The sequence below is a fragment of the Caballeronia terrestris genome (genome assembly GCF_001544515.1).
Taxonomy (GTDB): Bacteria; Pseudomonadota; Gammaproteobacteria; order Burkholderiales; family Burkholderiaceae; genus Caballeronia; species Caballeronia terrestris.
On the sequence record NZ_FCOL02000475.1, the window covers coordinates 1 to 1,099 of the forward strand.

The window sequence follows — 1,099 nt, forward strand, 5'->3', positions numbered from 1 at the left end:
TAGTGATCGTATCGGCCGCACGGACAGCGGTCGGCAAATTCGGCGGGTCGCTCGCGAAGATTGCGGCGCCCGATCTGGGTGCAGCCGTGATTCGCGCCGTGCTGGAACGCGCGAACCTCAAACCGGAGCAGATCAGCGAAGTGGTCCTCGGACAGGTGCTGACGGCCGGCTCCGGCCAGAACCCGGCCCGCCAGTCGGTCATCAAGGCGGGCCTGCCCGCATCGGTGCCCGGCATGACGATCAACAAGGTCTGCGGCTCGGGCCTGAAGGCCGTGATGCTGGCGGCGAACGCGATCATCGCGGGCGATGCCGACATCGTGATCGCCGGCGGCCAGGAAAACATGAGCGCGGCGCCGCACGTGCTGCCGGGCTCGCGTGACGGCTTCCGCATGGGCGACGCGAAGCTGATCGACTCGATGATCGTCGACGGACTGTGGGACGCGTTCAACTCGATCCACATGGGCGTGACGGCGGAGAACGTCGCGAAGGAATTCGGCATCTCGCGCGAAGACCAGGACAAGTTCGCGGCGCTCTCGCAGAACAAGGCCGAGGCCGCGCAGAAGTCGGGCCGCTTCAACGATGAAATCATCCCGATCGACATCCCGCAGCGCAAGGGCGAGCCGCTCAAGTTCGCGACCGACGAGTTCGTGCGCCACGGCGTGACGGCCGAATCGCTCGCGAGCCTGAGGCCGGCGTTCTCGAAGGAAGGCACGGTGACGGCGGCAAATGCGTCGGGCCTCAACGACGGCGCAGCGGCCGTGATCGTGATGTCGGCGAAGAAGGCCGAGGCGCTCGGCCTCACGCCGATCGCGCGCATCAAGGCGTACGCGAACGCGGGCGTCGATCCGAAGATCATGGGCATGGGCCCGGTGCCGGCATCGAAGCGCTGTCTGGAACGCGCGGGCTGGTCGCCGGCCGACCTCGACCTGATGGAAATCAACGAAGCGTTCGCGGCGCAGGCGCTCGCGGTCCACAAGCAGATGGGCTGGGATACGTCGAAGGTCAACGTCAATGGCGGCGCGATCGCGATCGGTCACCCGATCGGCGCATCCGGCTGCCGCATTCTCGTCACGCTCCTGCACGAAATGCAGAAGCGCGA

The 1,099-nt window shown here is 66.8% G+C and carries 1 protein-coding gene; it reads left to right on the plus strand.

The window, feature by feature from the left end:
- Positions 1 to 2: 2 nt before the first annotated feature.
- Positions 3 to 1,099 (plus strand): acetyl-CoA C-acetyltransferase (locus AWB67_RS38370; RefSeq protein ID WP_087660904.1); only part of this gene is annotated, 1,097 nt, incomplete at its 3' end.